Origin of the sequence: Enterovibrio norvegicus DSM 15893 (genome assembly GCF_900115495.1) — a bacterium.
Classification (GTDB): domain Bacteria; phylum Pseudomonadota; class Gammaproteobacteria; order Enterobacterales; family Vibrionaceae; genus Enterovibrio; species Enterovibrio norvegicus.
Genome location: NZ_FOWR01000032.1, coordinates 31,491 through 54,043 on the forward strand (window position 1 = coordinate 31,491; position 22,553 = coordinate 54,043).

Consider the following 22,553-nt stretch of genomic DNA (forward strand, 5'->3'; position numbering starts at 1 on the left):
TTTTATTGCCACCTCAAACAACCTCAAGGTGTTACAAGAGAAGTCCGTTAATCATCCGCTAACGCTTCAAGTATCGAGCAATGACTCGCATCATCATCCACGTGACCACAACAAGCATCGTTGAGCTTTTTCAATGCCATGCGAATTTGCGTAAGCTCGGCAATTTTCTGGTCGATTTCGTTCAGTTTTTTCTGCGTGATGCCTTTGACTTCCGCACAGCTGTGTTGGCTCGCTTCAAGACGAATATCCAACAATTCTTGAATCTCTTCGAGGGTGAGGCCAATGCGTTTTGCTTTTAATATAAAATGGATACGCGATATGGCATCTTCATCATAAAGACGATAGCCGCTGTCACTGCGCGAAGCGGGTTGGAGTAGTCCCACTTTCTCATAAAAACGCAACGTATCCCCTGACACACCCGCCCGTTTAGCAAGCTGCCCAATCTGCAACATCGTCATGAATCATTTCTTCCGTATTCCGTGACAAAACCATAAAAGCAATCGATTGCGTCACTAAATTAGGTTAGAATGTGCGCCATTCCAACATGAGACACCGCGGTGTCTGGGTCTTTGGCAAAATGGTCGCGTATTGACCATTTTGCCAAATATCCTATCCCCACAGTTAAAGAGATGGTAGCAATGGAAAACGCTCGTCCTATTCGTCGCGCATTGATTAGCGTATCTGACAAAACTGGCATTGTTGAATTTGCCAAGGCCCTCGCGGAAAAAGGTGTAGATATTCTCTCCACCGGCGGTACTGCTCGCCTACTGGCAGAACAAGGTCTCGCGGTGACTGAAGTTTCAGATTATACCGGTTTTCCAGAGATGATGGACGGACGCGTTAAGACCCTGCATCCGAAAGTACACGGTGGCATTTTGGGTCGTCGTGACACCGATGACAACATCATGAACGAGCACGGTATTGCACCTATCGACATGGTGGTTGTAAATCTTTATCCGTTCGCAGAAACCGTCGCAAAAGAAGGTTGTACACTGGAAGATGCGGTTGAGAACATCGATATCGGTGGTCCAACAATGGTGCGTTCTGCGGCTAAAAACCACAAAGATGTCGCCATCGTGGTTAATGCATCTGATTATAGCCGTGTGCTGACAGAACTAGAAACCAACGGCGGTTCTCTGACACTGAAAACGCGCTTTGATTTAGCCATCTCTGCTTTCGAGCATACAGCAGCGTACGACGGCATGATCGCTAACTACTTCGGTACCATGGTGCCATCGTACGGCGATAACAAGGAAGGCGATGAAGAATCTGCGTTCCCACGTACCTTCAACCAGCAGTTCATCAAGAAACAAGACATGCGTTATGGCGAGAACAGCCACCAAGCTGCTGCGTTCTACACAGAAGCGAACCCAGAAGAAGCCTCTGTTTCTACTGCGACTCAGCTTCAAGGTAAAGCGCTGTCTTACAACAACATCGCAGATACCGACGCCGCACTTGAGTGTGTGAAAGAGTTCGTTGAACCCGCGTGCGTTATCGTTAAGCACGCAAACCCTTGTGGCGTTGCGCTCGGCGACAACTTACTTGAAGCGTACGATCGCGCTTACAAAACCGACCCTACCTCGGCATTTGGCGGCATTATCGCCTTTAACCGTGAACTGGATGCGGAAACCGCACAAGCCATTGTTGACCGCCAGTTTGTAGAAGTCATCATTGCACCATCCGTTTCTGCAGCAGCCTCTGACGTTGTCAGCGCGAAGAAAAACGTTCGCCTTCTAGTATGTGGCCAATGGAGCACACAAACCACGGGCTTCGACGTGAAACGCGTTAACGGTGGTTTGTTGGTGCAAGACCGCGACCAAGGCATGGTGTCACTGGATGATTTGAAAGTGGTGTCTAAACGTCAACCGACTGAAGAAGAACTTCGTGACGCGCTGTTCTGCTGGAAAGTGGCGAAGTACGTGAAATCAAACGCGATCGTCTACGCAAAAGGCAACATGACCATCGGCGTAGGCGCAGGTCAAATGAGCCGCGTTTACTCTGCGAAAATTGCGGGCATTAAAGCCGCTGATGAGAATTTGGAAGTGGCAGGTAGCGTAATGGCTTCAGATGCCTTCTTCCCGTTCCGTGATGGTATTGATGCAGCCGCTGAAGCGGGTATTACCTGTGTGATTCAACCAGGTGGTTCTATGCGTGATGACGAAGTGGTTGCTGCCGCTGACGAGCACGGCATGGCAATGGTCTTCACGGGTATGCGTCACTTCCGTCACTAAGAGACCGTCACTAATAAATAACACGCGATGCGCAGTATCTCGAAGAGACTGCGCATCTATCCACACTTACGTTTTTGCCCTTTTAAGCGCGCTATTGCCTTAAAAGAAAGAGGGAACGCAAAAATATGAACATCCTTGTTATTGGTGGCGGTGGTCGTGAACATGCACTTGCATGGAAAGCCGCTCAATCTGCAAATGTTGAAACGGTTTTTGTTGCACCAGGAAACGCAGGCACTGCGCTAGAACCAAAGCTTGAAAATGTCGCTATCGATGTTGAAGATATTGCGGCTCTTGTTGATTTTGCCAAATCAAAAAATGTGGCATTGACGATCGTTGGCCCTGAAGTACCTTTGGTACTGGGTGTGGTTGACGCTTTCCAAGCAGAAAGCCTCGCCATCTTTGGCCCAACACAAGCTGCAGCGCAGCTTGAAGGCTCAAAAGCCTTCACCAAAGATTTCTTGGCACGCCACGCGATTCCTTCTGCGGATTACCAAAACTTCACCGAGATTGAGCCAGCATTGGCCTATGTTCGTGAAAAAGGTGCACCTATCGTCGTCAAAGCCGACGGTCTTGCCGCAGGTAAGGGCGTTATTGTTGCCATGACCTTGGAAGAAGCAGAAGACGCTATCCGTGACATGCTGGCAGGCAACGCATTTGGCGAAGCGGGTCACCGTGTGGTGGTTGAAGAATTCCTTGATGGCGAAGAAGCCAGCTTCATCGTGATGGTAGATGGCGAGAATGTATTGCCAATGGCCACCAGCCAAGACCACAAACGTGTAGGTAACGGCGATACAGGACCAAACACTGGCGGCATGGGTGCGTATAGCCCTGCACCGGTTGTTACTCCTGAGATTCATGACCGCGTGATGAACGAGGTTATCTTCCCGACCGTTCGCGGTATGGCTGCAGAAGGCAACCCTTACTCAGGGTTCTTGTACGCAGGCTTGATGGTTATGGCTGACGGCACACCGAAAGTGATCGAGTACAACTGCCGCTTTGGTGACCCTGAAACGCAACCTATCATGCTACGTCTTCAATCTGACTTGGTTGCACTTTGCCAAGCTGCTGTTGCGGGCAAGCTTGATACGGTTGAATCTAAGTGGGATCCACGCGCTTCAATTGGTGTTGTGCTGGCAGCAGGCGGATACCCTGCGTCTTACAACAAAGGCGAAGTGATTTCAGGATTGTCCGCTGAATCGTCTGACAGCGCGAAAGTCTTCCACGCAGGAACAGCGGAGAAAGACGGTAACGTTGTGACTGCAGGCGGTCGTGTGCTGTGCGCAACAGCGATGGGCGATAGCGTATTAGACGCTCAGCAGCGCGCATACGCGCTTGCATCGCAAATTAGCTGGGACGGTATGTTCCACCGCGATGACATCGGCTACCGCGCAATAGCGCGCGAGAAACAGTAGTTTCTTGCTTTGTTAGCAGAGCCATTCAGTAAGAAAAGCAAAAACGCGCCGATTGGCGCGTTTTTTAATGCTTCTGTCGAACGATCTCTTAACGGTGTTCGCAGTAATCAGTGCATGTCCGTCAATTAAAGCTCGGACGCTCAAAGCAATCTGCACTGTCTTTGTCTAATGCGATAATCGTGTCGACAGTATTTTCTTTTCGACCGACTTTACCCACTGCGGCAAGGAAGTTGTCTTCTTTGTTTAAACGCTCAAAGAGGTAGTCAGGAAAAGAGACGTTAAACGTCAATGCCTTTTCTTTACCTGTGTTGCACGCTTCCAACACACCTTCGCTCCAATACCCTTGGAAGAACGTCTGCTTTTTCTTCACTTGCTCACGCGTGTTCGCTAGCGCTTGCTCGGCCTCGCGCGCGTAACGCACAAGTTCTGTTGTTCTTAGAGGCAGCAAATCACCATCAACACGATACTGCTGATACACCGCTTCGCCTTCTGAGTCATAACGAATGAGCACAGCTTGATGTTTTAGCTTGCCATCAATCAGCACATCGCCTTCACGCTGGATCTCACGCACGACCCCTTTTCGCCAACGGTATTCTGAACTGTATTGACCATAATCGCCCAGCAGGACTTTTTCAGTCAGGGTTTCTGGAAAACTTTGTCGCTCATCCAACCAATAAATACTGGTGGCATCACCTTGGACAATGGCGGTTTGGGAAAGCGTAGGAGGCTGAATACTCTCTGTCGAGCCACAGCCCGTCAAAGCAACAGTGAAGAGAATTAAGAGAGGTTTTACTGATCGGTGCATAAATATCCGCCAAAACAAGGAATTTGTTTTGGCGGAGTATAACTTACTTAACTGCGTCTTTAAGCGCTTTGCCCGCAACAAACGCAGGAACGTTTGCAGCTGCAATTTGAATTTCCTGACCAGTTTGTGGGTTACGGCCAGTGCGCGCAGCACGGTGGTTAACTTTAAACGTACCGAAACCGATCAGTTGAACCTGGTCACCATCTTTCAGTGCACCTTCGATGCCTGCAAGAGTCGCTTCCAGTGCAGCTTTTGCTTGAGCTTTAGACAGGTCCGCTTTTTCAGCAATCAGGTCGATCAAGTTGGTTTTGTTCATTAGGTCTTCCCTTCTTAGGTTTTCTTGAGACAAGGCAACTCTAATTCAAAAGAAGCCCGACTGGCAAAGGTTTGTGGCGCTTCAAGTGACTGTATGCAGAGTCTTTAACCACAAACTGAGCGCATCCTCACAAAATATTGGGTATATTTTACCTCCAACTCTTGTATTTACAGCGCTTAGACCTGATCTTTGGCGCTACTATTACCCCCAATTACTACTATTACGCTGGAATATAATGATTCTGCTCATCATGTTTGTTGCACTGTCTATCGGTGTTTCATTTATTTGCTCGGTGCTCGAAGCGGTTCTTTTGAGTATCACCCCCAGTTACTTGGCCCAAATGCGACAACAAGGTCACCCTGCCGCGGCACGCTTGCAAGAACTCAAAGATGACATTGATCGCCCACTGGCTTCTATCCTGACACTGAACACCATTGCACACACCGTCGGTGCGGCAGCATCTGGTGCACAAGCAACCAAAGTATTTGGTGATGCATGGCTAGGCGCATTCTCTGCATTCTTAACACTCGCTATTTTACTATTGTCTGAAATTGTGCCAAAAACCATCGGGGCAACTTACTGGCGTCAAATGGCACCAGGCGCTGCGTCTATCCTTCGTTGGATGGTATGGGCCCTCACCCCGATCGTTTGGGCATCAGAACAACTGACGCGTCGTTTGTCTCGTGGCAAAGAACAACCAAAGCTGCGTGACGAAATTTCTGCGATGGCGCTGCTAGCAAAAGAAAACGGTGAATTGGCAGACGACGAATCCACCATGCTGACCAACCTGCTTAGCTTGCGCGATGTGTCAGTCACCAAACTCATGACGCCACGCCCTGTGCTATTTCGCGTTGATGCAGAGATGACCATTGAAGAATTTCTAGACCAACACCATGACACGCCGTTCTCTCGCCCTCTGGTTTATACAGAACAGCGCGACAACATCATGGGCTTTGTGCACCGTCTAGAACTGTTCTCAGCGCGCCAACATGGCCGCGGTGACGATAAGTTGGGTTCTTTAATGCGTCCCATTCCTGTTGTTCACGATTCAACTCATGTGCCAAAGGCATTTGATCGCTTAATGGCGCAACGTTCACAGCTTGCGCTGATCGTTGACGAATACGGAGATGTTCAAGGCATCATCACGCTGGAAGACATCTTTGAGCACCTGATGGGCAAAGAGATCGTGGATGAAGCAGATAAAACCATGAACATGCAAACGCTCGCTCAAGAGCGCTGGGCTGACTGGAAAGAAACCCACGGCGTGATCGAAAGTAAAGATGATGACGAAGAAGATGCAAAGAAAGCGGCGATTGACGCAGCTGCAGCCTCTAATGCGAACATGACTGACACAGCAAACAAACATGCTGACGATGCAAAAGAAAAAGCCGAAGCGTCGAGCAGTGAAGCAGACGTAAAATCATCAAAATAAAAAAACGGGCGAAAGCCCGTTTTTTTCATCTCAACGTTCACGGTTACCTACAGTGATAAGCCGAGGTTACTCACACCGTCTTCGCGAAGCTCATTACGAATACCGCGGATCAATTCAATGTCACGTGACTCAGCGTCTTTGAGTGCGCGGAAGATTTCCCACTGCACATCCCACTCAGCACACACCGCTTCATTCTCTTTTTGGTTTTCATTGGTTACTTCAACGCCCGTCTGCGCTTCTTCTAACTGAGCAACGCTAGCAACCGACTGCTGACTGATTTTCAGCACGGATTCCATCATCAGATCGCGATCAAGCAGTGTATGAAGTAGCGTCGACATTGATATGCAGGCATCAACAGCGGGGTAAATCATATAGATGTCATAATCTTCAGTGTTAGGGATCAACTCTTCCAGCTTCTCGAGCTGGTTTTCAAAGTTAATCTTGGCCGTTTTCACGGTCATGATTTCCCACACTGCGTCCAACAGGTTTCGAAAAGCCTGCGGTTCAGCAAAGTCCGTCTGCTGGCAAAATGCTGCATAATTGGGATACATGCGCTCCACCAGCGCTGCCATAAAAGTGATATGCTGCCAAGGTTCAAGTTTTTCGAGTCGCAGCTGGATCGGATTTTGTAACATGGTCTGCCGTCTATCTTATGGCACAGCATGTGCTGGCCAGAAAGGAATGTGAGGCAAGTTTACTTGATAACCACGAACTACCTCAAGAAACATGCTTCATAGGCGTTTCAAGGATGATTCAAAATAAAAGGAAGTGATGTTGAACCGACTTTATCTTTGTTCAGAAAACCATGACCAATACGCAGATTTGCTCGCTAAAGCGAATCTTCCCAACGTTATCCTTACCACGCATATTGAAGAAGCCAATCTGGTTCTCGCTGATCCTCCAGCCTTTGCCCATCAACTTGAACACGCCCACCAGCTTGCTTGGCTGCAGTCGACGTTTGCGGGTTGTGATGCCCTGCTTGCTAACCCAAAACGGGATTACCAACTCACCAACGTGCGCGGAATCTTTGGTCCACTGATGTCGGAATATGTCTTTGGACAACTGCTTTCAGTCACTCGCCATTTACGCCAATACCAAGCCCAACAAGTTGAACGTCTTTGGTCACCCATTTCCTACAGCAGCCTTCAAGGTATGCACATGGTGGTATTAGGAACAGGATCCATTGGTGCGCACGTCGCGGCTACCGCGAAACATTTTGGTATGACGGTGACAGGCGTGAGCCGAAGCGGCACCCCAACAGCCCCATTTGACGATGTCGTATCAAACGCCGACTTACGCACTGCACTGTCATCGGCAGATGTGATTGTGTCGACGCTGCCTTCCACGCCGCAAACCAAACACCTGTTAAATGCAGACTCTCTGTCTCATTGCCATCAAGCATTGCTGTTTAATGTTGGTAGAGGGCCCGTATTGGAAGAGCAAGGGCTGTTAACCGCCATTGAAAAGCAACACATCAGGCACGCTTTTCTGGATGTGTTCGTAACCGAGCCACTGGGTAGCGAGCACCCATTTTGGACACATCCTGCCATTTCAGTTACACCCCATATCTCGGCGATAAGCGTTCCAGAGCAAGTCATGATCATCTTCAAAGAGAACTACCTGCGATGGGTTAAAGGACAGCCACTTCAACATACTGTCGACTTTGAGTCAGGTTACTGAGCATGCCCAAAACCCTGCCTTCACTTCTTGAAGACATTAAACGGTGCCAAATCTGTGCAGAGCATTTACCGCTGGGTCCCCGCCCCGTCGTGCAAGCAGCATCATCGGCAAAAATATTGATCATTGGCCAAGCGCCGGGAACGCGTGTTCATGAAACAGGCATTCCGTGGAATGACCCTAGCGGCGACCGCCTCAGAGAATGGCTCCAAATAGATAAAACTCGATTCTACGATCCCAATATCATTGCGATCATGCCGATGGGGTTCTGCTATCCGGGAAAAGGAAACTCTGGGGATTTACCGCCGCGCCCCGAATGTGCGCCAACATGGCACGCTGATGTTAAACAGCACCTTCCAAACGTCGCGTTGACTTTGCTGATTGGCGATTATGCACAGCGCTACTATTTAGAAAATAAGCCACGAACACTGACAGAGACCGTCAAAGCCAACACTCAGTGGTCGCCAGATTTTATTGCGTTGCCGCACCCATCACCGCGAAACAACATCTGGCTGAGAAAGAACCCTTGGTTTGAGAGAGATGTGCTTCCTTACCTGCGAGAAAGAATTAAACAGCTTTTATAAGCTTGAACTGCTTTTTGCTGTACGACAATTTCAAACTCAAACACCAAACCACATAAAATATTGATATTTAATACATAAAATACTGCGTACAGCTTTCTTAGCAAATTTCCCGATGAACCTTGAAGAGCTAAACTCTGTCCTAAACCACCAAAAAAGCAGCTATCACTCACCCGTTCAGCTTTTAGTGAAAATATCAGCTTTTTTGTTCACAAGAATGACCACAAAGAGTTACCGCCATCTATTTCATTGATAATTATAAATTAAATGAGATGTGCAGCTTTTCGAGGAATTTTCCAAGTGAACCTTCACGCGACCGATTCGAGTGCAAGCCCAAAAACAAAAATGGCCAGCAAACGCTGACCATTTTCAAACAACACCGCTAGGTGCTTACTTGTGGTATGGCTTTGAAAGCTCATGCACGGCATCAACGAACACACCGGCATTTTCAGGTGGCACATCCAAATGAATGCCGTGGCCCAAATTGAATACGTGGCCAGTATTGCTGTTACCAAACCCTTCAAGAATGGTACCCACTTCTTGGCGAATACGTTCAGGTGATGCATACAGAATGGAAGGATCCATGTTGCCTTGAAGCGCCACTTTGTCACCAATGCGGCGTTTTGCTTCACCAATGTCAATGGTCCAATCTAGGCCAACACCATCACAGCCCGTCGCTGCAATTTTCTCTAGCCACATGCCACCGTTCTTGGTGAACAAGGTCACAGGTACGCGGCGACCGTCATTTTCACGGATCAAGCCATCAACGATTTTGTGCATGTATTGCAGTGAGAAGTCATTGTAATCACGTGGCGTCAATACACCGCCCCATGTATCAAATACCATCACAGATTGTGCGCCCGCTTTGATTTGCGCGTTCAAATACTCAATCACGCTATCTGCAAGCTTATCAAGAAGTAGGTGCAGCGTTTGAGGATCGGCGTACATCATTTTCTTGATCTTGGTGAAGGCTTTCGAGCTGCCACCTTCCACCATATAGGTAGCCAGTGTCCAAGGGCTACCCGAGAAACCAATCAACGGCACATCACCGTTCAACCCTTTTCGGCAAGCACGCACTGCATTCATCACGTACTGCAATTCACCTTCAGGGTCCGGCAGGCCGATCTTTTCCACATCCGCTTTACAAGTAATAGGACGCTCAAACTTTGGACCCTCACCGGTTTCAAAGTACAAGCCGAGCCCCATTGCATCGGGAATTGTCAGGATGTCTGAAAATAGAATCGCAGCATCAAGAGGGAAACGACGCAGAGGTTGCAGGGTGACTTCACAAGCCAGATCTGCGTTTTTGCACAATGACATAAAGTCGCCAGCTTCTGCTCGCGTCGCCTTATATTCAGGCAAGTAACGGCCAGCCTGACGCATCATCCATACCGGCGTGTAATCAACCGGCTCTTTTAACAGAGCGCGTAAATAGCGATCGTTCTTTAGTTCTGTCATTGTTTACATCCTGCAAATTAAGTAACGCTATTGTATCACCCTATATTATCAACAAAAGCCACCCTTTGTGGACGCGATCATAAATACAGCTTCTAAGGCTGCGGGGAGTTTGATGGATGTTTACGAGCATGTTAAAAAATTGCTTCTAATAACAGTTGTCGGACAGGCAACACCCAAAAAATCGCATCTTACTCCCGCCCCCTACGGCGGGTTTTTTTTGACCTTTTTCAAAGCAGGACATCAACGTCCTTAATAGAGGTAAACCTCACCATATCGTCTGCTGAGGATAGCTGCATGTTCCATTTAAGAAGGCCGATAGTGTCGAGACAACCCGGCTTTCTTGATCCGGCGATGAACGGTAGAGCGATCAACCCCTAACACTCGCGCCGTTTCAGAAATGTTCCAATGACACGTTTCCAATGTCGACAATATATCGCCAGCAACACAGGCAGAGTCACAGCGATTTTCCGCCACGCTCCCCCTTGTGAGCCAACCTTGAATATCTTCCGGTAAATGTTCCGGCAGTATTTCACTCCCCAAACAGAATGCCAGCGCAAAACGTATTGTGTTGTCGAGTTCTCGAATATTCCCTGGCCACGAATAGGTATTAAATAGGTGTTGAACCGACGCACTCAGCACCATGGGTTTCGACGCGGATTTTTCAACAAGCTTAGTGGCGAGCCAGACAATGTCTTTACGCGCTCTTAGAGGTGGAATTGCAAGCCGTGCGCCACTGATGCGATAGAAAAGGTCTTCCCGAAAACGACCGTTTTGTACACCCAGCGAAAGGTCTTGATGGGTTGCAGCCAACACCCTCAGTGAAACAGGAATGGCTTTCGTTGCCCCCACTGGGAGCACTTCACTTTCCGCTAGCACTCTCAGCAAGCGAGCTTGCAAACTCAACGGCATATCGCCAATTTCATCCAGAAACAGTGTGCCTCCGTCCGCTTGTTCGATCAGCCCTTTTTTCCCTTTTCCTCTTGCACCGGTAAACGCGCCATCTGCATACCCAAACAGCTCACTTTCAATCAGTGACTCGGGAATCGCCGCGCAATTGATGGCGACAAACGTCCCATTCTTTTGAGGGCTACTTTGGTGAATCGCCCTCGCGAGGTACTCCTTACCACTACCCGTTTCCCCCGTAAGTAGCAGTGGCAACGAAGACAGAGAAAGTTGCGATGCTTGTTGAGCCAATCTTTCCATCGCCCTATCCCCTTGGTACAAGCAGGCAAATGCTTCGCTGCTTACGCGTCGCTTTCTCCTCCCCAATGGAAGTTGCTGCGGCGCAAGCGCATGTGCAAACCAAAGCTCCCCCGATCGTGTGCTGATCAAACGCTCTTCCGTGGGCAGCGCTCTGCTCAACGTCGGTAATTCATTAATATGGAGATGAAAGTATTCAGACAATAGCGACCCCAGTAAGACACTCGGATTTCGCCAATCGGTGTGATGAATATGCGCCAACAGGCGTTGCGCACTGTGTGTCATTCCGATGATTTCTCCACTGCTGTTTACCGCTATCGCACACTCGGGATCAACATCAAGAAAGGCGGGAGATTGACTCAGCCTTACGATCCAATCTCGGCGAAAGGTATTCATGAGTGCGGCCATTTCAATGCGTCGAGTACAAGATTGCACCAAACTAAGTGCAAGGGCTTGGCCTGATTTAGGTTCAGGGCTTTGCAAAGCAGAAATGTCGAGAACAGCGGCAAGTGAACCATCAACATCGTAGATAGGTGCCGCAGTACAAGACAGTGGTGCGTGCGTGGCATCGAAATGATCGGTTTGATGTACCGTGATCGCTTCTCCCGTGTAGATACACGATCCGACACCACACGTCCCCGCCCGCGCTTCTGACCATTCTGCACCAAGAAACAAGCCTGATTTTCGAAGCTCCCAAGTGGTGGCGCGATCACCTTGAAAATCAACCGTGACGCCATCAGCATCCGTCAACAAGATGACATAGCCATGTTGGGCAATTTGCCGATACAGGGTATTCAGCCCATAACGTGCCGTGTTTAACAACTTATCCAGCCGTTCTTGATGCTCTTTTAATTCAGAGTGAGGAACAATATACGCTTCTTGCAACACCAAAGGGTCTAACTGATAGTCTGACACACACCGCTGCCATGACTGTGCAATCGCGGCATCTCTCTCACTGGCGATGCCTTCCGCGACACGCTGAACTTCCTGAATATGATCACTGACCCGATTTACAACTGCCATGGGATGACTCCTTTCACTTTTTGAAGTATGAACCGCCCTCAAGGTTTAGGCGCCTCTTCCACAACGATAAACACAATCCATTTATCCCACTCGCGACGCCGAGACAGCGATAACTCTTTCGCGACGCTTTTCCACTCGCCATGCCACACCTGTTGCAGTTGCCACACTTCAACCACAGCACCCACCAGCCAAAAACAACACTAACAACATGAAATACATCAACTAAATAAGGTTTAGGCACAATGGCATGCTTCTTGGTTTATGACATTCAAGGATCATGTTTTAAAAGGACGTTGTGATGAGCGCCATCACTGTTGGCATTATTGCGAACCCGGTTTCAGCGCGCGATATCCGCCGAATCATTGCGCATGCTGCCAATTTACACATCACCGATCGCGCCAATATGGTGCTGCGCATTCTGGCTGGCCTTGCTCATACAGGCATCAATAGCGTGGTCATGATGCCTGAGCGGGCGGGCCTCGGTATTCACATTCAGCGTGGATTGAGACAAGCCAAGCAGGCTGACGAAGCACGTTTCCCCGCTTTCTCTTGGCTTGATATGCCTGTCACTGGCACCGCACAAGACACGGTGCATGCCACGCAATTGATGAAAGAACAAAACGTGGCAGCCATCATCGTGCTAGGGGGAGACGGCACACATCGCTTGGTGGTGAGAGAATGTGGAAACATTCCAATCGCAGGTGTTTCCAGCGGCACAAACAATGCGTTCCCTCCCCTACTAGAACCCACTATCACGGGGCTGGCAACCGGATTGGCCATCCGTGGAAAAGTACCGTCCTCTGAGGCCTTTCGAAGCAATAAATGCTTAGACGTTCGCGTCAATGATCAACGCGATATCGCACTTGTCGACGTGGCGATTGTGCGCGAACAATTCACGGGGGCGTTGGCTGTGTGGAAAGCCGAAAGTTTGCGTGAACTGTTCGTCACATTTGGTCGCACTGACGGTATCGGGTTGTCTTCTATTGCAGGGTTGTTGAACCCGATAAATCGCGATGACCCAGTTGGATTACACGTTCTTTTTGATGGCCATGGCTCGTCATCCACCTCTCAATATCTTTCAGCTCCCTTGGCGCCTGGTTTATTGGCAGAGTTACCCATTCAATCTTCTTCTGTCATTCAACCCAACACGCGAATAACACCCGCAACGACAAGCGGCTCACTTGCACTAGATGGTGAGCGTGAGTTGCCATTTTCCGCCTCTGACAACGTCTGCATTACGTTGCGCCTCAATGCCTTCAACACGATCAATGTCGAGCGTTGCATGGCATTCGCGGCACAACATCGCCTGTTTATTCAATCACGCAGGCGGATGCCTGCGCCATCCTCACAAGGAGAACACCATGAGTGACAATCCCTTTCCACTTTCTCGCGAGCAACTGCTCGATGCCTATCGAATGATGAAAACCATTCGGGATTTTGAAGAACGTTTGCACATTGATTTTGCGCGCGGTGACATTCCCGGTTTCGTGCACCTTTACGCCGGTGAAGAAGCGACGGCAGTCGGCATCATGATGCACCTCAATGACAATGACCGTATTGCATCAACCCATCGAGGTCACGGCCATTGCATCGCAAAAGGGGTGGATGTTCACGCCATGATGGCGGAAATCTATGGCAAGCAAACGGGTGCTTGCTGCGGTAAAGGTGGTTCGATGCATATCGCTGATTTATCAAAAGGCATGATGGGCGCTAACGGCATCTTGGGCGCGGGCTCCCCCTTGGTGTGCGGCGCAGCCTTAGCCGCGAAACAACTCGGGCACTCTGGCGTAGGAATCAGCTTTACAGGTGATGGCGCATCAAACCAAGGCACATTTTTAGAAAGTTTAAACCTTGCTGCTGTATGGGAGCTCCCCGTCATTTTTGTGGTCGAGAACAATGGGTATGCAGAGTCTACTGCAGCAGAATGGGCGGTGTCTTGCGATTCCTACGTGGATCGCGCTACCGGCTTTGGGTTGCCCGGTATCACTGTCGACGGTACAGACTTTTTTGCGGTGTACGAAGCGGCCGGTGAAGTGATCAAACGGGCGCGGAATGGCGGAGGCCCTTCTTTGTTGGAATGCAAAATGGTGCGCTTTTTCGGCCATTTTGAGGGCGATGCGCAAACTTACCGCGCAGAAGGCGAGATCGAGAACATTCGAGATCAACGAGATTGCTTAAAGCTACTTCGTCAGCGCGTTGAAGAAAGCGGCCTTATTTCCACACATGAGTTTGACCAGATTGATCTCGATGTTAAAGCCCTCATCGACGATGCGGTTCAGGCCGCCATCGCCGCCCCAACACCTGATGAGTCAGCCTTGCTGGCTGATGTTTACATCACATATTAATTCAAGGAGGAACACGTTATGGCCAGAAAACTATCAATGAAAGATGCCATCAATGAAGCCATCGATCAGGAAATGAGTCGCGATCCAACCGTCTTTATGATGGGAGAAGACATCGTCGGTGGCACGGGTGCTGCGGGGGAAGATGATGCTTGGGGTGGTGTGCTTGGCGTCACAAAGGGGCTGTATGCGAAACATCCCAATCAATTGATTGATACCCCACTATCAGAGAGTGCCTATGTGGGTGCCGCCGTCGGTGCCGCCGCTTGCGGGCTTAGACCCATTGCGGAGCTCATGTTTATCGATTTCATGGGCGTTTGTTTTGATCAGATATTTAATCAAGCCGCCAAGTTCCGGTATATGTTTGGCGGGAAAGCAGAAACGCCCGTGGTGATCCGCGCCATGTGTGGCGCAGGTTTTCGCGCAGCGGCACAACACAGCCAAATGCTGACCCCTCTTTTTACTCATATTCCCGGCTTGAAAGTGGTTTGCCCATCCAATGCCTACGACACCAAAGGGTTACTCATACAAGCGATTCGAGACAATGACCCGGTTATTTTCCTTGAACATAAAAACCTCTATGGTACTGAGGCGGAAGTGCCTGAATCTTCCTATGCCATTCCATTCGGTGAGGCGAGCGTTGTTCGAGAAGGGAAAGACGTAACCTTGGTCAGCTACGGTCAAATGGTTCATCGTGCACTTGATGCGGCAAACCAACTCGCGAAACAAGGCATTCAATGTGAAGTGATCGATCTTCGCACGCTGTCTCCACTCGATTTAGATACTGTCCTAGAGAGCGTCGAGAATACAGGCCGCTTAATCTGCATCGATGAGGCACACCCTCGCTGTTCAATCGCAGCCGATATTTCCGCCCAAGTGGCAGATGCCGCATTTGAACACTTACGCGCACCTATTCGCATGGTCACCGCACCGCATACCCCTGTTCCTTTTTCGCCAACGCTTGAAGACGCATTTATTCCCTCTGTTGATGCCATTGTCGACGCGGTTAATTCGGTAGCAGGAGCACGTGCATGAATGAGAGAATAATTCCGGTCGTCATGCCCAAATGGGGACTGTCGATGAAAGAGGGAACCCTCACTGAATGGCACGTCAAAGAAGGCGATACCATTGAGGTGGGCCAAATTATCATGGATGTCGAGACCGACAAGATTGCCAGCGAGGTTGAAGCCCCAGACGCAGGGCTTCTTCGCCGATGTATCGGCCAAGAAGGTGACGTTTATGGCGTTCAAGCCTTACTAGGTGTGCTCGCGCCCGATGATGTTTCTGACCAAGACATCGCTTCCTTTATTGCCAGCTATCAAGAACCCGCTACGGATGAAGGCAACGATGACGAGAAGCAAACTGCCTATCAATATTTGGACACGAATGCCGGCAAGATTCGATACAGCTATCGACAAGGCGAAGGTAAGCCCTTTGTTCTCATCCATGGTTTTGGGGGCGATTTAGATAATTGGCTATTCAACATAGACACGCTAAATGAAAAAGGCCCTGTGCTCGTGCTTGATCTGCCCGGCCATGGTCAATCAACTGCCTCGACGGAGGCTCTGACTCTCGAGCTTCTCAGCCAATCCGTTGTGGATGTGGTGGCTGCTAACGATATTCGTAACGCGCACTTCGTGGGCCATTCAATGGGCGGACTTATCTGTGGCCATCTGGCGCTCACTCATCCAGATATCGTCCAATCACTGAGCCTTATCGCCAGTGCTGGCTTAGGCACTGACATCAACGCTCATTACATTAATGGGTTCGTCAGCGCCCAAAATAGGCGTGAGCTTAAACCGATTTTGCAGCTTTTATTTGCAGATCCGGCCTTAGTCACCCGAAATTTGGTTGATGATGTTCTCAAGTACAAACGGCTAGATGGCATCAATCATCTGCTCGACGGACTGTCGGCTCACCTATTCAAGGAAACACAACAACGCTCTGTCATTTCAACACAACTAGACCAACTCTCTATTCCTATTTTAACGCTTTGGGGAGAGCATGATCTTGTTATCCCGAGTCAACATGCTGAATCAGTGACAACGGCAAACGTTCACGTGTTTAGTGCTGCTGGCCATATGGTTCAAATGGAGGCTGCCTCCGACGTCAATGCAGCAATTTTAACGCACACACAATAGCGGTACGCAAAAACCAACGAAGGGAAGGCTACAGGCAGCCTTCCCTTCTTTTTAAGCGCTAGGACACACGGCTTCAATCAACCGTCTCGCAATGGTGCCTTTTGGTGCCACCAGCGGAAGCGCATCTGGCGAGAACCACTGTGCATCCGTCAACTCTTCGTAATCAGGCTTGATCTCACCGCTGTCATATTCGGCAAGAAAGCCCATCATTAAATTGGAAGGAAAGGCCCAAGGTTGGCTATCAAAATAACGAATATTCTTTACCTCAATCCCCGTCTCTTCTTTCACTTCACGCGCAACACACTGCTCAAGGGTTTCTCCTGCTTCAACAAAACCTGCCAGCACAGTGTACATGCCGTCTTTATGCCTAGGATGATGTGCAAGCAAGATTTGATTGCCTCGTGTCACTGCGACAATGATGCAAGGCGACACCCTCGGGTAATGCACAGTCTGACATGATGAACACACCATGGCGGGATGCGTTGCATCAAAGTGGTTCTCGCTGCCGCAAGACGCACAGAATCGCTGAGAGTTACGCATATATTCGAGCTGAACCGCCTTGCCCGCCAAGGCAAACAATTCTGCCGGCATACTCAACAATGCGCGTAACGTCTCATAGTCTTTTGAATCAAAGACATCAGCACCAAAAACGACATGAACTGCGTTGTTTTTGTAGTGTCCAATTTCGTAGCTTGTAAGTCCTAATTCTTCAATTTTTCTTTTTGAGATCAATGGCAAGCTGTGATCGGGCTGCCACAACTTACCCCCTGTTACACAACATAAATACACAACATCATTCTGATTAGACATAACAATACTTCGATCCTTGATAAGCGTGACGATTACTGGCACTCTAATTTTCAGCAACTAAATGTTAGTAAATTGATGGCCTGAAAGATATGGCTGTAATCCGATAAGCGCGCAGTAGCGCTGATCATGAGGAACGTGGTCATGCTAAATAAACTCGAAAAAGCACAGCAACAGTGGGGCGGTTACAGTGACGTAATCGACTACTGGTTGACCCTTAGACAAGAGCTACTTGTTGAATATTCCAAGATGGCTGGATTGTCAGGCGGCAGTAAGACATGTTTACCGACAGAAGAGAAATTGAATCAATTCTGTGGTGCCTTGGTGGATTACATCTCTGCAGGGCATTTCAAGATCTATGACATGGTAATGGAACGCTGGAAATCAACAGGCTTTTCATCCAATGCGGAGATCGACACCCTGTATGCGCGCATTGTAGAAACCACAGAGCCACTGTTGAACTTCAACGACAAGTACAGCAGTTTCGTACTCGATGAAGACAACTTTGCGGGTTTTGATAATGACATCTCTGTCGTGGGTGAAATTATGGAAATGCGATTTGAGCAAGAAGACATGCTCATCCAGCTCATCGCAGACAGTCTGGCGATACCACCAGGCGCATAGTAACGCACGCATTCTGATGGACTTCGGTTGATTGACATATCGACCGGAGTTTCCTTCGCTTCTCGCTTCTCAAGATGACGCTAACGGCTGCGAACAAACAACGCCAGAATCTCGCACTACTTTTCAAACACCGCCAACGAAAGCACTCTCTGCCACCTTGCTCACTCTTCTCCTAATAGCCCTTCTAACAAGAAAACCTGTGTCGTGGTTTTAATAAATCATCGAGACAAACAAAAAAGGCACCCCGAAGGATGCCTTTCATTTAAATCAACGAAGTATCGTTAATTAATCGTCGCTTAGACCAGCATTAAGCAATGCAGCCAGATCGTGTGATGCTTGTTCAGCATCGATCTGAGGTGCAACAGGCGCTTCAGCTACAACACGCTTAACTTGACGTGTTTTGTGGTATGCGAAACCGGTACCCGCTGGGATCAAACGACCCACGATAACGTTCTCTTTCAGACCACGTAGCTCATCACGCTTACCAGAAACCGCAGCTTCGGTTAGAACGCGAGTCGTCTCTTGGAACGATGCCGCTGAGATGAATGACTCAGTTGCTAGAGATGCTTTAGTAATACCAAGCAAATCACGTTCAAAGGTAGCAATCTGCTTGCCTTCGTCTTCAAGTTTACGGTTCGCAATCGTTACGCGAGAGAATTCTACTTGCTCGCCTTCTAGGAACTCAGAGTCACCAGATTTCGAGATAGTTACCTTGCGTAGCATCTGACGAACAATCGTTTCGATGTGCTTATCGTTAATCTTAACGCCTTGCAGACGGTAAACGTCTTGCACTTCGTTAGTGATGTACTCAGTTACCGCACGTACGCCACGTAGACGCAGAATATCGTGTGGAGACTCAGGACCATCGGCGATTACGTCACCTTTCTCAACTTTCTCGCCTTCGAATACGTTCAACTGACGCCACTTAGGAATCATTTCTTCGTATGGACTGCCATCCGTTGGAGTGATGATCAAACGACGCTTACCTTTGGTTTCTTTACCGAAGGATACAGCACCTGTGATCTCAGCTAGAATCGCAGGCTCTTTAGGCTTACGTGCTTCGAACAGGTCTGCTACGCGCGGTAGACCACCGGTGATATCTTTCGTACCACTTGCAGCTTGCGGGATACGAGATAGCACTTCACCGATACCAACGGTTGCACCATCTTCCAACTGGACAATTGCTTTACCAGGTAGGAAGTATTGTGCTGGCATGTCAGTACCAGGGATCATCACAGCGTTACCAGATGCATCAAGCAACTTCACGGTAGGACGCATGTCTTTACCTGCAGAAGTACGCTCAGCCGCGTCTAGGATAACCATTGAAGATAGACCCGTCAGTTCATCCGTTTGACGCTGAACGGTAACACCGTCCACCATGTCTGCGAATTCAATGCGACCTTCTACTTCGGTGATGATTGGCATTGTGTGCGGGTCCCAGTTTGCTACGGTTTCACCGATAGCCACTGCGTCGCCGTCTTTCTTCGCCAGGATAGTACCGTAAGGAAGCTTGTAGCTTTCCTTAGTACGACCAAACTCATCAACGATAGTCAGTTCAGAAGCACGAGACGTGATAACCAGCTTGCCTGCGTTGTTCGTTACGAACTTCGCATTGTGCAGGTGCAACGAACCGTTGTTCTTCACTTGAATGCTGTTTTCTGCTGCCGCACGAGATGCCGCACCACCGATGTGGAACGTACGCATCGTCAGCTGTGTACCCGGCTCACCGATTGACTGAGCAGCGATAACACCCACTGCTTCGCCATGGTTCACAATGTGACCACGTGCCAAATCACGACCGTAACAGTTTGCACAACAACCAAAGTCAGTCTGACAGCTTACTACAGAGCGCACTTTAATTTGGTCAACAGAGTTCTGTTCTAGAATCTCACACCACTTCTCATCAAGAAGGGTGTTACGAGGTGCAAGAACTTCTTCTGTACCAGGCTTCATGACGTCTTCAGCAACAACACGACCAAGAACACGCTCACGCAGTGCTTCTTTAACGTCGCCGCCTTCGATAACTGCCATCATGTGGATACCTTCGCTGGTACCACAATCGGTTTCAGTGACTACAACGTCTTGTGCAACATCTACTAGACGACGAGTCAGGTAACCTGAGTTCGCAGTCTTAAGTGCTGTATCCGCTAGACCCTTACGAGCACCGTGAGTCGAGATAAAGTACTGAAGTACGTTCAAACCTTCACGGAAGTTCGCAGTGATTGGCGTTTCGATGATTGAGCCATCCGGCTTAGCCATCAGACCACGCATACCCGCCAACTGACGAATCTGAGCAGCAGAACCACGAGCACCAGAGTCGGCCATCATGTAAACGCTGTTAAACGATTTCTGCTCTTCTTGCTCGCCATCACGGTTGATAACAGTGTCATGCGACAAGTTATCCATCATCGCTTTAGCAACTTGTTCGTTGGCTGCAGCCCAGATATCGATAACTTTGTTGTAACGTTCGCCCGCTGTAACCAGACCTGACTGGAACTGTTCCTGAATCTCTGCAACTTCAGCTTCAGCTGCTTCGATTAGGTCGTATTTCGCCTGTGGAATAACCATGTCGTCGATACCAACAGATACACCAGACAGTGCCGCGTATGCGAAACCGGTGTACATGATTTGGTCAGCGAAGACTACAGTGTCTTTCAAGCCCAGTTTACGGTAACAAGTGTTCAGCAAGTTAGAGATCTGCTTTTTGCCCAGCGCTTGGTTAACAATCTCGTATGGCAGGCCTTCAGGCACGATTTGCCATAGCATTGCACGACCAACGGTGGTGTCACGCAGCTCTACAGATTCAGAACGGTTACCCATCTCATCAAACAGAACTTCTTTCAAGCGTACTTTTACGCGAGCGTGAAGTTCAGCGTTGCCGGTACGGTAAGCTTTTTCAGCTTCCGCAGGGCCAGATAGGTAAAGGCCTTCACCTTTCGCATTAATTTTTTCGCGGGTCATGTAGTACAGACCCAATACAACGTCCTGAGAAGGTACGATGATTGGATCACCGGACGCAGGAGACAGGATGTTGTTGGTCGACATCATCAGAGCACGTGCTTCAAGCTGCGCTTCCAGCGTCAACGGTACGTGTACCGCCATCTGGTCACCATCGAAGTCGGCGTTGTATGCCGCACAAACGAGTGGGTGCAGTTGAATTGCTTTACCTTCGATCAACACAGGTTCGAACGCTTGGATACCCAAACGGTGAAGTGTTGGTGCACGGTTCAGCAGTACTGGGTGTTCACGGATAACTTCATCCAAGATATCCCAAACAACAGCTTCTTCACGCTCAACCATTTTCTTAGCAGCTTTGATCGTCGTCGCAAGACCACGTGCTTCTAGCTTGCCATAGATGAATGGTTTGAATAGCTCAAGTGCCATCTTCTTAGGAAGACCACACTGGTGCAGACGAAGGTATGGACCTACGGTGATTACCGAACGACCAGAGTAGTCTACACGCTTACCAAGCAAGTTCTGACGGAAACGACCTTGCTTACCTTTGATCATGTCAGCCAGAGACTTAAGCGGACGCTTGTTCGAACCAGTAATGGCACGACCACGACGACCGTTGTCTAGCAGGGCATCAACTGACTCTTGCAGCATACGCTTTTCGTTACGTACGATGATGTCAGGTGCAGCCAGATCCAGTAGGCGTTTCAGACGGTTATTACGGTTGATTACACGACGGTACAGATCGTTAAGATCTGACGTTGCGAAACGACCGCCATCCAGTGGTACCAGAGGACGAAGATCCGGTGGCAGAACTGGAAGTACAGTCAGGATCATCCACTCAGGGTTGTTTCCAGACTGTAGGAATGCTTCAACAAGCTTCAAACGCTTGGTGATTTTCTTACGCTTAGTTTCAGAGTTAGTTTCTTCCAACTCTTCACGCATAAGTTCAGTTTCAGCTTGAAGGTCCATGTTGGCCAACAATGCTTTAACTGCTTCAGCACCCATACGAGCGTCGAATTCATCACCCCATTGCTCAAGCGCGTCAAGATACTGTTCTTCTGACAGCATTTGGCTACGCTCAAGATCGGTCATGCCTGGTTCGATCACAACATATGATTCGAAGTACAGAACACGCTCGATGTCACGCAAAGGCATGTCCATCAGCAAGCCGATACGAGATGGTAGTGATTTTAGGAACCAGATGTGGGCAACAGGTGAAGCAAGCTCAATGTGACCCATACGCTCACGGCGTACTTTAGTCTGAGTAACTTCAACACCACACTTTTCACAGATCACACCACGGTGCTTAAGGCGTTTGTATTTACCGCAAAGACATTCATAGTCTTTTACTGGGCCAAAGATACGTGCACAGAAAAGACCGTCACGCTCAGGCTTGAAGGTACGGTAGTTAATTGTTTCTGGCTTTTTAACTTCACCAAAAGACCATGAACGAATCATGTCTGGTGAAGCTAGACCGATTTTGATTGCATCAAATTCTTCGGTCTTATGCTGTGCTTTCAGAAACTTAAGTAAGTCTTTCACATTTGGC

The 22,553-nt window shown here is 49.0% G+C and carries 19 protein-coding genes; 10 read left to right on the forward strand and 9 right to left on the reverse strand.

Translation table 11 applies throughout. The features are described from left to right. Positions 1-47 precede the first annotated feature (47 nt). Positions 48-458, reverse strand: coding sequence for a Zn(2+)-responsive transcriptional regulator (gene zntR / locus BM082_RS18175; RefSeq protein ID WP_074928066.1), 411 nt, complete (start codon positions 456-458; stop codon positions 48-50). A gap of 180 nt (positions 459-638) precedes the next feature. On the opposite strand from zntR, the gene purH reads away from it, so the two are divergent. After that, positions 639-2,231, forward strand: a complete 1,593-nt coding sequence (gene purH / locus BM082_RS18180) for a bifunctional phosphoribosylaminoimidazolecarboxamide formyltransferase/IMP cyclohydrolase (protein WP_017007893.1) — start codon at positions 639-641, stop codon at positions 2,229-2,231. 125 nt (positions 2,232-2,356) lie between these two features. Beyond that, positions 2,357-3,643 (forward strand): phosphoribosylamine--glycine ligase, encoded by a 1,287-nt coding sequence (gene purD / locus BM082_RS18185; RefSeq protein ID WP_017007894.1) that lies wholly within the window; start codon positions 2,357-2,359, stop codon positions 3,641-3,643. Positions 3,644-3,764: 121 nt separating this feature from the next. Here purD and BM082_RS18190 read toward each other — a convergent pair whose 3' ends face one another. After that, positions 3,765-4,448: a DUF1481 domain-containing protein gene (locus BM082_RS18190; protein ID WP_017007895.1), complete on the reverse strand. Its 684-nt coding sequence runs from the start codon at positions 4,446-4,448 to the stop codon at positions 3,765-3,767. A gap of 43 nt (positions 4,449-4,491) precedes the next feature. Next, on the reverse strand, positions 4,492-4,764 hold the full coding sequence (gene hupA, locus BM082_RS18195) for a nucleoid-associated protein HU-alpha (RefSeq protein WP_002542017.1): 273 nt from the start codon (positions 4,762-4,764) through the stop codon (positions 4,492-4,494). Positions 4,765-4,999: 235 nt separating this feature from the next. Between hupA and BM082_RS18200 the strand changes: the two genes are divergently transcribed. Continuing rightward, entirely contained in the window at positions 5,000-6,196 is a 1,197-nt protein-coding gene (locus BM082_RS18200; RefSeq protein WP_017007896.1) for a hemolysin family protein, read from the forward strand. A gap of 47 nt (positions 6,197-6,243) precedes the next feature. Here the strand turns inward: BM082_RS18200 and BM082_RS18205 are convergent, their stop codons facing one another. Next, positions 6,244-6,831: a YjaG family protein gene (locus tag BM082_RS18205; RefSeq protein ID WP_017007897.1), complete on the reverse strand. Its 588-nt coding sequence runs from the start codon at positions 6,829-6,831 to the stop codon at positions 6,244-6,246. A gap of 136 nt (positions 6,832-6,967) precedes the next feature. Here BM082_RS18205 and BM082_RS18210 point away from each other — a divergent pair, with 136 nt between their 5' ends. Together BM082_RS18210 and BM082_RS18215 are read left to right on the forward strand one after the other, a co-directional pair. After that, a complete protein-coding gene (locus BM082_RS18210) occupies positions 6,968-7,876 on the forward strand; it encodes a D-2-hydroxyacid dehydrogenase (protein ID WP_074928068.1) in 909 nt (302 codons plus the stop codon). 2 nt (positions 7,877-7,878) lie between these two features. Further along, entirely contained in the window at positions 7,879-8,457 is a 579-nt protein-coding gene (locus BM082_RS18215; protein ID WP_074928070.1) for a uracil-DNA glycosylase family protein, read from the forward strand. A gap of 387 nt (positions 8,458-8,844) precedes the next feature. On the opposite strand, the gene hemE is transcribed toward BM082_RS18215, so the two are convergent. From hemE to BM082_RS24995, 3 genes are all read right to left on the reverse strand, one after another. Next, positions 8,845-9,912, reverse strand: coding sequence for a uroporphyrinogen decarboxylase (hemE, locus tag BM082_RS18220; protein WP_074928072.1), 1,068 nt, complete (start codon positions 9,910-9,912; stop codon positions 8,845-8,847). Positions 9,913-10,215: 303 nt separating this feature from the next. Continuing rightward, positions 10,216-12,135, reverse strand: a complete 1,920-nt coding sequence (locus BM082_RS18225; RefSeq protein ID WP_074928074.1) for a sigma-54-dependent Fis family transcriptional regulator — start codon at positions 12,133-12,135, stop codon at positions 10,216-10,218. Between the two features lie 38 nt (positions 12,136-12,173). Further along, positions 12,174-12,311 carry a hypothetical protein gene (locus BM082_RS24995; RefSeq protein ID WP_017016949.1) on the reverse strand — a complete coding sequence of 46 codons (138 nt, stop codon included), beginning with the start codon at positions 12,309-12,311 and terminating at the stop codon, positions 12,174-12,176. A gap of 122 nt (positions 12,312-12,433) precedes the next feature. Between BM082_RS24995 and BM082_RS18230 the strand changes: the two genes are divergently transcribed. The 4 genes from BM082_RS18230 to BM082_RS18245 are packed head-to-tail and all read left to right on the forward strand — an operon-like array spanning position 12,434 to position 16,618. After that, on the forward strand, positions 12,434-13,504 hold the full coding sequence (locus tag BM082_RS18230; protein WP_017016948.1) for an ATP-NAD kinase family protein: 1,071 nt from the start codon (positions 12,434-12,436) through the stop codon (positions 13,502-13,504). Next, positions 13,497-14,480 carry a thiamine pyrophosphate-dependent dehydrogenase E1 component subunit alpha gene (locus BM082_RS18235; RefSeq protein ID WP_017016947.1) on the forward strand — a complete coding sequence of 328 codons (984 nt, stop codon included), beginning with the start codon at positions 13,497-13,499 and terminating at the stop codon, positions 14,478-14,480. The genes BM082_RS18230 and BM082_RS18235 overlap by 8 nt, the downstream gene beginning before the upstream one ends. A gap of 18 nt (positions 14,481-14,498) precedes the next feature. Beyond that, positions 14,499-15,512, forward strand: coding sequence for an alpha-ketoacid dehydrogenase subunit beta (locus BM082_RS18240; protein WP_017016946.1), 1,014 nt, complete (start codon positions 14,499-14,501; stop codon positions 15,510-15,512). After that, positions 15,509-16,618, forward strand: coding sequence for an acetoin dehydrogenase dihydrolipoyllysine-residue acetyltransferase subunit (locus tag BM082_RS18245; RefSeq protein WP_074928076.1), 1,110 nt, complete (start codon positions 15,509-15,511; stop codon positions 16,616-16,618). Before BM082_RS18240 ends, BM082_RS18245 begins: the two co-directional genes overlap by 4 nt. 51 nt (positions 16,619-16,669) lie before the next feature. Here the strand turns inward: BM082_RS18245 and nudC are convergent, their stop codons facing one another. Further along, positions 16,670-17,428, reverse strand: a complete 759-nt coding sequence (nudC, locus tag BM082_RS18250) for an NAD(+) diphosphatase (protein WP_074928078.1) — start codon at positions 17,426-17,428, stop codon at positions 16,670-16,672. Positions 17,429-17,569: 141 nt separating this feature from the next. Here nudC and BM082_RS18255 point away from each other — a divergent pair, with 141 nt between their 5' ends. Further along, entirely contained in the window at positions 17,570-18,049 is a 480-nt protein-coding gene (locus tag BM082_RS18255; RefSeq protein WP_017014457.1) for an Rsd/AlgQ family anti-sigma factor, read from the forward strand. Positions 18,050-18,334: 285 nt separating this feature from the next. Here the strand turns inward: BM082_RS18255 and rpoC are convergent, their stop codons facing one another. Beyond that, positions 18,335-22,546, reverse strand: a complete 4,212-nt coding sequence (gene rpoC, locus BM082_RS18260; protein ID WP_017016913.1) for a DNA-directed RNA polymerase subunit beta' — start codon at positions 22,544-22,546, stop codon at positions 18,335-18,337. Positions 22,547-22,553 lie beyond the last annotated feature (7 nt).

Bases quoted from the DNA above. Each gene is read 5' to 3' on its own strand.
- purD (WP_017007894.1), top strand. From the start codon at position 2,357: ATGAACATCCTTGTTATTGGTGGCGGTGGTCGTGAACATGCACTTGCA.
- hupA (WP_002542017.1), bottom strand. From the start codon at position 4,764: ATGAACAAAACCAACTTGATCGACCTGATTGCTGAAAAAGCGGACCTG.
- BM082_RS18230 (WP_017016948.1), top strand. From the start codon at position 12,434: ATGAGCGCCATCACTGTTGGCATTATTGCGAACCCGGTTTCAGCGCGC.
- nudC (WP_074928078.1), bottom strand. From the start codon at position 17,428: ATGTCTAATCAGAATGATGTTGTGTATTTATGTTGTGTAACAGGGGGT.
- BM082_RS18190 (WP_017007895.1), bottom strand. From the start codon at position 4,448: ATGCACCGATCAGTAAAACCTCTCTTAATTCTCTTCACTGTTGCTTTG.
- BM082_RS18245 (WP_074928076.1), top strand. From the start codon at position 15,509: ATGAATGAGAGAATAATTCCGGTCGTCATGCCCAAATGGGGACTGTCG.
- BM082_RS18225 (WP_074928074.1), bottom strand. From the start codon at position 12,135: ATGGCAGTTGTAAATCGGGTCAGTGATCATATTCAGGAAGTTCAGCGT.
- BM082_RS18200 (WP_017007896.1), top strand. From the start codon at position 5,000: ATGATTCTGCTCATCATGTTTGTTGCACTGTCTATCGGTGTTTCATTT.
- BM082_RS18255 (WP_017014457.1), top strand. From the start codon at position 17,570: ATGCTAAATAAACTCGAAAAAGCACAGCAACAGTGGGGCGGTTACAGT.
- BM082_RS18240 (WP_017016946.1), top strand. From the start codon at position 14,499: ATGGCCAGAAAACTATCAATGAAAGATGCCATCAATGAAGCCATCGAT.
- BM082_RS18205 (WP_017007897.1), bottom strand. From the start codon at position 6,831: ATGTTACAAAATCCGATCCAGCTGCGACTCGAAAAACTTGAACCTTGG.
- BM082_RS18235 (WP_017016947.1), top strand. From the start codon at position 13,497: ATGAGTGACAATCCCTTTCCACTTTCTCGCGAGCAACTGCTCGATGCC.
- hemE (WP_074928072.1), bottom strand. From the start codon at position 9,912: ATGACAGAACTAAAGAACGATCGCTATTTACGCGCTCTGTTAAAAGAG.
- purH (WP_017007893.1), top strand. From the start codon at position 639: ATGGAAAACGCTCGTCCTATTCGTCGCGCATTGATTAGCGTATCTGAC.
- BM082_RS18215 (WP_074928070.1), top strand. From the start codon at position 7,879: ATGCCCAAAACCCTGCCTTCACTTCTTGAAGACATTAAACGGTGCCAA.
- BM082_RS18210 (WP_074928068.1), top strand. From the start codon at position 6,968: ATGTTGAACCGACTTTATCTTTGTTCAGAAAACCATGACCAATACGCA.
- zntR (WP_074928066.1), bottom strand. From the start codon at position 458: ATGACGATGTTGCAGATTGGGCAGCTTGCTAAACGGGCGGGTGTGTCA.